Consider the following 7,299-nt stretch of genomic DNA (forward strand, 5'->3'; position numbering starts at 1 on the left):
CATGAAGCTTTCTGCACGTAACCAGTTCGCTGGCAAGGTTGTTGAGATTACTGAGGGTGCGACTAACGGCATCGTTAAGATTGAGATTGCTCCGGAGGTTGTTATCTCCGCTTCGATTACTAACGAGTCCATTAAGGAACTGGGCCTGAAGGTTGGCGAGACTGCATACGCAGTGATCAAGGCGTCCAACGTGATGGTTGGTGCTGACCACTAATCCCGGTCGATAAGGCTTATACCCGGCGGCTGCCTCTTGTGGCGCGCGAGGGTTAATAGGGCGGAGCCCCGCACTGTGTGTACAGTGCGGGGCTCCGTTGCTATGTTTTTATCGCTTAGACGTTGAAGCGGAACTCCACCACGTTTCACACGAGACGAACGTCACAACCCCACAGAGGGGAGCAACGGCGAGGGCAGGTTCCGCCCCTGTGAGGGCATCCGCAAAGTCATGGAATACGGCGACGCTCGCGCCGCGAGGTTGTCGCGTAAGATCACGAAGGACTAGAAGAACAAGCGCGGCGAGATGGAGGGCGGCACGGTCACGACGACGACGTTTCTCGTGCACTTGCCGCGCACGATGTACGTCGAGCAGCCCGACTTCTATCCGGCGATCAATCCACGCACCGGCAAGCGCCGCATCGACCCCGAGACGGGCGAACCTGTGAGCCGTTCGCGGTGGGTCGCACGAGACAAGGATGAGGCTGAGGAGTACTTCTCGGCAGTTCTTGAGTACCTGGGTGAGAACGTCGTTCCCGGAGGCATGAACGGCATCCCCGGGGTGTCCGTCTAGTATTCAGAGAACGCCCCGCACATGCACGTGCTCGCGGACACGTTTGGCGACGACCCGAAACGACCGGGGATGCTCCATCAAGACTGGTCGCGCGCCTACTCTGAGCATCGCGACGTACGCGACGAGGAGGGTCGCCGAGTACCGGGTTGAGAGAAGATACGAGACCTTCACGTAGGTCTGCGTGAGAACCTCATCGCCAACGGGGTTCGAGGTCGAACGCGAGTCTTCCAAGCGCTCGCTTGAGAACCTCGCCAAGGCGGAGTACGTCGCCTCGATGCAGGCGCTCGATACTGCCGAGGAGACCCTCGCTAGGGTCGCTGCATTGGAGCCCGAGGCACGCGCCGAGGTGGAGCGTCTCCTTGCGGGCGCACGCGAGAAGTCGCGAGGGTTGGTGATCGACGCGGAGCTGGAGGGCGAGGAAATCATCACTCACGCCGAGCTCGATGCGACGACCTCACGGTGGCCGCACATTCACATGCTGAGAACATCGCCGCGTCTGCGCGCGAACAGGGCAAGCAAGAAGGCCGTGAGGAGGGCAAGAAGGAGGTCGCCAATGAGCTCGCCCGCGCCAGCGCCTTGGCGACTGAGGCCGAGCAGCATCTCGCAGCTATCAAGAGCTCGAAGCCACTCTCAGGCGAGCAGGCTCGGGCGCTCTATTCCGAGGGCGTTCGTGTGCTCGCTGAGAGCGTCTCGACGAGGGTCGAGGACGCTGCCGTTCGGAGTGTCATCGACTCGGTTTAGAACGCGCACGTGAACTTCACCGAGTCTGACAAGTTCGCCGACTTCGCGAAGGCGGTGACGGCTGGCAGAGAGCAGCAGCGAGAGCGCACTCTCAACAGACAGCAGCGTAGTCAGCGCGTGATCGAGCAGCGGCTCAACAAGGCCAGCACGACCACCAAGAGTACGACTCATGACTGCGATAGCAGCAACGACTCATTTGAGATGGGGTAAGAGCAATGTTGTTTCGATTGGCGAATGGAAAGATCATTGAAGTTCATCACGGACCGATTGATCCGAAGCTCGCAACGGCGAAGAAACGTGAACGTGAAACTAAGAGCACGAATGATCGTAAGGTGACGAGCACACAACCAACACAGCGTGATGATGCTCAGAAGGCGTAGGAGAGAACGAGAACCCCCGAGACGACTGAGGTCACCTCGGGGGTTTTCGTTCGTTGTAGGGGCTCCTGAGGGCGTCAGGGTTGGTCTGAGATGTGCAGACGCTTTCCGAGCGCCTTGGCTACCTTTTCCAGCGTCCCGGTGGAGATGTTGACACCAGTCTCGACACGAGCGATAGTCGGACGTGAGACCTGAGCACGGTTGGCCAGCTCGGTCTGGCTCCAGCCGAGGGCACGGCGAGCGACGCGGATGTCCTGACCGATACCGTGCGCTGGATTCGGTACACGACTCATGACAGGCTCCCAAGGACGGGTGTAATGGCACGCTCAACACGCACACGCAGGGCGTGTCCATAGGCGCTCATGCCCTCCCAGTCCACCACGTCCTCGCCCTCAGCATTGGTGATGACGGGAACCATGATGCGAGTTCTTCCAAGTCTGCGCATATTTGCGATATTCCCGTACGAAAACTTTCCAAAGGTCTGCAACCGCACACAGCCAGCAAGGAACATCAATGCGGATTCTGAAGCATCGGCGTATCTTGGTTCCAACGCAGTCACATTATTGGAACCCCAAAAGGGAACAGGTTGGTATGTGCAATATCCGACTCCTCCAGCCCCAGTATTAACCATGGCTAACCATTTCCCGGGAAACAGTGGTTGCTCATCAACAAACCCCACCTGGCTGTTGTGGCGTGAAGCCGCAACAACATATGGAGTCTTGCCACTATCACTTCGGATCGCCTGCTTGCCACGGTGTTGAATGAACAATTCATCTATCAGCATTGGCTCGAACCTCAGCTCCGGGAGGGTGTCGTCGTCAGCGAGGCGAGTCTCGCGAGCGCTGTGTGTCTGTGTGACAACCTGGTCCAGCAGCTCTGCGCCGAGACGGTCCATGCCGTCCCAGTCGGCCTCGATAGTGCCATCAGCGGCGGTGAGAGCAGGAACCATAATGCGGGTCTTCTTCAAGCGTCCAAGAGTGGCGCCGTTACCGCCCCAAGAGAACTTTCCCATCTGCTCCTGTATCAGTGAGGAGAGAACGAGCGCATTGCTCTCGTTGAGTCGCACATGACGAAGAACCTGGATGTTCTGGCTCGTGTAGAACGGAACCGGTTGGTAACCAATCGTCTGAGTGTCAAGCCCAATCGTCATGGCGTTCCCGGCCTCAGGTGCCTTATCTTGGCGCGGGCAGAAGCTATCGACTCCGTTGCTTGCCTTAGTTCGAGAGACGAACGGAAATACGGGCACTCCGGAGAGACAGAGCTTGCTCTTGTCGTACCACGCCTTCGAAGCCGTCATCGACTCGAAGACGTCAGTGATGAGCATCGGCTGAAAGTCGAGGGTTTCGAGGACGCTCATTCCTTGCCCTCCTCATCGCTGGTGACACTCATAGACGGCGTGATGAGGTCGCCGAGCCCGTGGGCATGCATGTCAACCTGCCAGGTCACATAGTCAGCAACCGTACTCATGAAGTCCTCGTAGGTCGGTGGCACATCGTTGAAGTAGAAGTAACTGTGCTGCCATTCATCCTCGGCGGTGACTTCGGATCGGACGATGAAGCTCGTGTCGTCCTGGGCGTCACCGCGCAGAACCTCCAGGAGGTGCTTGCGGCGCGAGGCGACCGTACCGTCGTCCACGAGGCCACGGTGCGGGGCGACTACCCAGCCGTCCTTCTCGAAGTTCACGAAGCGAACCTTCTGGTCCTCGCGGTGTTTGCGCCCGGCTGTGAAGATCGCGATGACCGTGTGAGGGGTGTGCCCAGAATTGGTGAAGGTCATCGGGTTCATCGTGATGACGGTTTCGAGCGTGTGATGCTCCAGGATGTACCGCTTGCGAGCCTTATCCTCCTTAGTCTTGCCGACCATCGCGGACTGAGGCACAATCACGGCGAGCTTGCCGCCAGGGTTGAGGAACTCCAGCGCACGCTCGATGAAGGCAAGCTCGGAGAGGTTGCGGGTGTTCTTGTCCTTGGCCTGCGAGTAGGGCGGGTTGAGGAGCACCTTGGTGAAGCCGTGTCCGAGGGCGATTGTGCCGTCGGACAGCTTCATATCCCCGCGCATTTCTGCCATTGGAGCCTCGAAGATCGAGTCGCGACGGAAGTTCGCTTTGCCATCGCCTCGCAGGATCATGTTCGTGGTACCGATTGCGAAGAGCTTGTCCTGGAGCTCAATGCCGTAGAGGCGGTTCTTGCGGATGTCCTCACACATGGCCGCGTTGTCGCCCGCGTCGTCGAACATTCGCTGCATGGCAGCGATAAGGAAGGACGCGGTGCCTGCGGTAGGGTCGAGAACGTAATCGGTGGCGTTCACGTCGATCAACTCAGCCATGAGCGTCGTGATATGCTCGGGCGTGAGCACGATGCCGAGGCCCGATCCGTCGCCTCCACCGTACGAGATGAACTCGTGGTAGAAGTTGCCGAGCACATCGAAGGTAGTCATCGAGGGGTCAGTGACGACGTGGTACACGTCGTTCTTCAGGATGCGGGTCATCCACTTGAGAGGTGACTCGCCAAGGTCTCGGTGGGAGCGGTTGAGCTGCGGTGCCTGCTTGATGAAGGAGAACTGGTCAAGGAGCGTGCCGATCTTCGCCTGAGGCATGAGCGCTTCGGACTTCATGTACTGCTCGGCAGCGTCGTAGATGATGCGCCCATCCCACACCTGGTAGTTGTTACCGGGCGAAATGCTCTGGAGGCGGTCGAGGTTGAAATAGGGGTTCTTGAGCGCCAGGAGAATCGCCGAGACAAGCGGTGCTTTTCGGTCATTTTCGACCGATCCATAGTTGCGCATTCCTTCATGCAGGCGCTCTGCTGCTGCACGAACATCGTCGAGTTGAACCTCTGCGCGCGGGCGCTGTCCGAGAACCTGAACGGCGTAGTACTCGCCAATCTCCTTCTCGGAGAACACGTCGAGGTTGTCGAGGTCGTCAAGGTGCTTGACAAAGCCAGGGGCCAGGTAGGACACGGCGATCTCATGGTGGACTTCGCCACCGCCGACACCCACGGCGAAGACACCCTTGTCGAACGGGATGCCGTTGGCGAGCATCGTCTTCGCGTAGTGGATTGCACCATTGAGCGCGTAGTCAGCACGGTAGGGATGCTCGGTGACCGGGTCACCATCGACGAGGTAGCGCGTACGCTGCACGTCCTTCTTGTCCTCGACCACGACGACGAAACCATCTGAGACGAAGACGAACTCGGGCTTGCCCTCAGCATTGGCCGAGGCAGACTTCGACCCACCCTTGAGGGCGTCTCGCTTCCACTGGGGGCCACCGTCCTGTTCCCAGGGGCGATTAAAACCAATTTCGCGTAGCATGTCACGGACGATCTGGTCCGTCGCCCTCTCGTTCGCCATGTTCATCCTCTCTCTGGCAGGCCGTTTCTACCTCAGATTGTATTAGATATGTTGCATTGAGAACAGTCAGACACGGCAACAAAAGGCGGGTTTTGCCTGAAAAACGCCCCCCTAGAGGTCGGTGTGACCTCCAGGGGGTTCAGATGTGCGTTCAGTGGGCACGGAAGATGAAGACACCGCCGTCAGGGACGTTGGCGATGGCATAGTCGAATCATTCATCGCACTACCAGGCGTCGATGTCGAAGTAGCTGTGTAGGTGCTCGGGAATCTCGTCCCAGATGCACATCTCCTCGGCGAGGTGGGCAGAGTAGTCGTTCTCCGAGTCCCAGAAGCCGCAGTAGCGATCCTCGAAGTCAGACGCACACGGCAGGCCGTCCACATCAGCCACGTAGCAGCCAGTCTCCACCCATGCCAGCAGGACACCCCACTGCACCTCCCCCACCTCCTCGTAGAGGTCACCCCACGAGGCAGCAGTAGACGGCGACATCTCGCCGGTGCCGCTCAGGAAGCCGGTGAGGTCGAAGCACCATAGTTCTTCGTGAGAGGTGGGGGCGTTGGATGTCCTCAGGGATGAGGTCGGCGTCTCCGTTGGCTGTTACGAGAAACAGACCTCGGGACTCCGTGCGATCAATCCAATCCTCCAGCTCCCGAGGCTGGCGTATGAGGCGGTCAAGGTCATAACAGACAATCGCATTGAGGAGCTGGGCCTGAAGGTTGGCGAGACCGCTTACGCAGTGATCAAGGCTTCCAACGTGATGGTTGGTTCTGACCACTAATCCCGGTCAATATGGTTTAAACTCGGGCGGCTGCCTGTTGCGGCGCGCGAGGGTTAATAGGGCGGAGCCCCGCACTGTACGTTCACAGCGCGGGGCTCCACCTTTATGTTTTTATCGCTTAGACGTTGAAGCGGAACTCCACCACGTCACGGCGTATATCAATGTTTCGGAGGAAGCGACATTTTACGAGGAGAGGTCTCCTTCCACGGCCCAATTTCCGTGGCTGCCTTTTCCAGTCCTTCCCCGTAGGTTTCCCACAATTCAGGACACTTTTCACTAATCCATGCGAAACCCTGACGGACATCGACGTCATCAATCCCCCAGCCCCCTATACGGTCTGATTCAGGTACTGATTCAATTGCGACAGCTAGATTTTGAATCATCCGCATCGCTAGATGACTATCAGCATCGGCAACCCATCCAACCGCTCTGATGAGCCAGGCTGCTGTAGCAGTAACACTGTCGGTCGAGCCCTTAATTTCCCACCGGTCAAACGAGCGCAGGACATCTCGATGCAGCAGATAGGCGAGAGCATCCGCGATGTCTCTCTTCAGCTCATCCACCTCATCCGCTTCCGACCCCGGGCCTTGGCGCCCCATTTCCAAGTCTTTGACCGCGAGAAGGGCACCTGTCAGAACATTCAGCTTAAGACCACCGGGAGCCCGAGAATCAATCCGCTCGACCGCGTCAAGAAGAGGACTCGCTACCTGGGGAAGAGCAGTAACCAGCTCCCGGTAGAAGGAGTGGCCTGGACGTTGCTTTTCTGCAGTCGGTCCCGTAACAAGTTCGACGATACGTGAAACTTCAACCTTAGATCCCTGTCTTGTTACTTCCGCAATGAATTGGAGCAATCCAGGATAAGGCGGGTACCCATCACTTTCTGCATAACGACGTTCAAGTCCGTCAACATAATTACTCACAGTGGCATCAGTCAGGTTATCTTGCACTTTCACACCGGTGGACGTTCCCGGAAGTGCAAGAGCAGGATTGGCGCGAAGATGATTGAGGAGGAAATCCCAATCCGCTCCCTCATACTCACGAATCTCCTTCCACAGTAGCGCCAGATGTGTGGGGTCTGAGGCTTGAGGAACAATCCCCAGCAGCGCATCGCGTCGCTGGAGCTGAGAAACCGACGTTAGATTAGCGAGGATTTTGGCTTGCAACTCGCTGTCACGTTTTACTTGTTTCGCTCCTGCCCTCCATAACACAATGGGGATGAGTGCAGTAGCCACAAAGGATGCTAAACCGGCTCTTCCGAGTTGAGTGTGGGTGA

General features: G+C 57.9%; 10 protein-coding genes and 1 pseudogene. 5 read left to right on the plus strand and 6 right to left on the minus strand.

Annotation, left to right across the window (positions count from 1 at the left end; genetic code table 11):
• The first annotated feature begins 1 nt into the window (after nucleotide 1).
• From HMPREF2884_RS05780 to HMPREF2884_RS05800, 4 genes are all read left to right on the plus strand, one after another.
• Nucleotides 2-214, plus strand: coding sequence for a TOBE domain-containing protein (locus tag HMPREF2884_RS05780; RefSeq protein ID WP_005505155.1), 213 nt, complete (start codon nucleotides 2-4; stop codon nucleotides 212-214).
• A gap of 339 nt (nucleotides 215-553) precedes the next feature.
• A complete protein-coding gene (locus tag HMPREF2884_RS05785; protein ID WP_141753503.1) occupies nucleotides 554-784 on the plus strand; it encodes a hypothetical protein in 231 nt (76 codons plus the stop codon).
• A gap of 459 nt (nucleotides 785-1,243) precedes the next feature.
• Nucleotides 1,244-1,525, plus strand: coding sequence for a hypothetical protein (locus tag HMPREF2884_RS05795; RefSeq protein WP_070616243.1), 282 nt, complete (start codon nucleotides 1,244-1,246; stop codon nucleotides 1,523-1,525).
• Between the two features lie 9 nt (nucleotides 1,526-1,534).
• Nucleotides 1,535-1,735: a hypothetical protein gene (locus HMPREF2884_RS05800; protein ID WP_044145762.1), complete on the plus strand. Its 201-nt coding sequence runs from the start codon at nucleotides 1,535-1,537 to the stop codon at nucleotides 1,733-1,735.
• 244 nt (nucleotides 1,736-1,979) lie between these two features.
• On the opposite strand, the gene HMPREF2884_RS05805 is transcribed toward HMPREF2884_RS05800, so the two are convergent.
• From HMPREF2884_RS05805 to HMPREF2884_RS09355, 5 genes are all read right to left on the minus strand, one after another.
• Nucleotides 1,980-2,195 (minus strand): helix-turn-helix domain-containing protein, encoded by a 216-nt coding sequence (locus HMPREF2884_RS05805; protein WP_005505150.1) that lies wholly within the window; start codon nucleotides 2,193-2,195, stop codon nucleotides 1,980-1,982.
• Nucleotides 2,192-3,259, minus strand: coding sequence for a restriction endonuclease subunit S (locus HMPREF2884_RS05810; protein ID WP_070616244.1), 1,068 nt, complete (start codon nucleotides 3,257-3,259; stop codon nucleotides 2,192-2,194). The genes HMPREF2884_RS05805 and HMPREF2884_RS05810 overlap by 4 nt, the downstream gene beginning before the upstream one ends.
• Nucleotides 3,256-5,250 carry an HsdM family class I SAM-dependent methyltransferase gene (locus HMPREF2884_RS05815; protein WP_005505140.1) on the minus strand — a complete coding sequence of 665 codons (1,995 nt, stop codon included), beginning with the start codon at nucleotides 5,248-5,250 and terminating at the stop codon, nucleotides 3,256-3,258. Before HMPREF2884_RS05815 ends, HMPREF2884_RS05810 begins: the two co-directional genes overlap by 4 nt.
• A 223-nt stretch (nucleotides 5,251-5,473) precedes the next feature.
• Nucleotides 5,474-5,818, minus strand: coding sequence for an antirestriction protein ArdA (locus HMPREF2884_RS05820; protein WP_080562534.1), 345 nt, complete (start codon nucleotides 5,816-5,818; stop codon nucleotides 5,474-5,476).
• Nucleotides 5,706-5,939, minus strand: coding sequence for a recombinase family protein (locus HMPREF2884_RS09355; RefSeq protein WP_141753505.1), 234 nt, complete (start codon nucleotides 5,937-5,939; stop codon nucleotides 5,706-5,708). Before HMPREF2884_RS09355 ends, HMPREF2884_RS05820 begins: the two co-directional genes overlap by 113 nt.
• On the opposite strand from HMPREF2884_RS09355, the pseudogene HMPREF2884_RS09495 reads away from it, so the two are divergent.
• A pseudogene (locus tag HMPREF2884_RS09495) lies at nucleotides 5,928-6,026 on the plus strand (TOBE domain-containing protein); the annotation flags it as partial. The gene HMPREF2884_RS09355 and the pseudogene HMPREF2884_RS09495 overlap by 12 nt on opposite strands.
• Nucleotides 6,027-6,184: 158 nt before the next feature.
• On the opposite strand, the gene HMPREF2884_RS05830 reads toward HMPREF2884_RS09495, so the two are convergent.
• Nucleotides 6,185-7,258, minus strand: a complete 1,074-nt coding sequence (locus tag HMPREF2884_RS05830) for a hypothetical protein (protein ID WP_070616245.1) — start codon at nucleotides 7,256-7,258, stop codon at nucleotides 6,185-6,187.
• Nucleotides 7,259-7,299: the final 41 nt, after the last annotated feature.

It is taken from the genome of Rothia sp. HMSC073B08, from assembly GCF_001812975.1.
Taxonomy (GTDB): domain Bacteria; phylum Actinomycetota; class Actinomycetes; order Actinomycetales; family Micrococcaceae; genus Rothia; species Rothia mucilaginosa.

What these genes read in the sequence shown, in the direction of transcription:
- HMPREF2884_RS05780 (WP_005505155.1), top strand. Translation starts at nt 2, where the DNA reads ATGAAGCTTTCTGCACGTAACCAGTTCGCTGGCAAGGTTGTTGAGATT.
- HMPREF2884_RS05805 (WP_005505150.1), bottom strand. Translation starts at nt 2,195, where the DNA reads ATGAGTCGTGTACCGAATCCAGCGCACGGTATCGGTCAGGACATCCGC.
- HMPREF2884_RS05810 (WP_070616244.1), bottom strand. Translation starts at nt 3,259, where the DNA reads ATGAGCGTCCTCGAAACCCTCGACTTTCAGCCGATGCTCATCACTGAC.
- HMPREF2884_RS05815 (WP_005505140.1), bottom strand. Translation starts at nt 5,250, where the DNA reads ATGGCGAACGAGAGGGCGACGGACCAGATCGTCCGTGACATGCTACGC.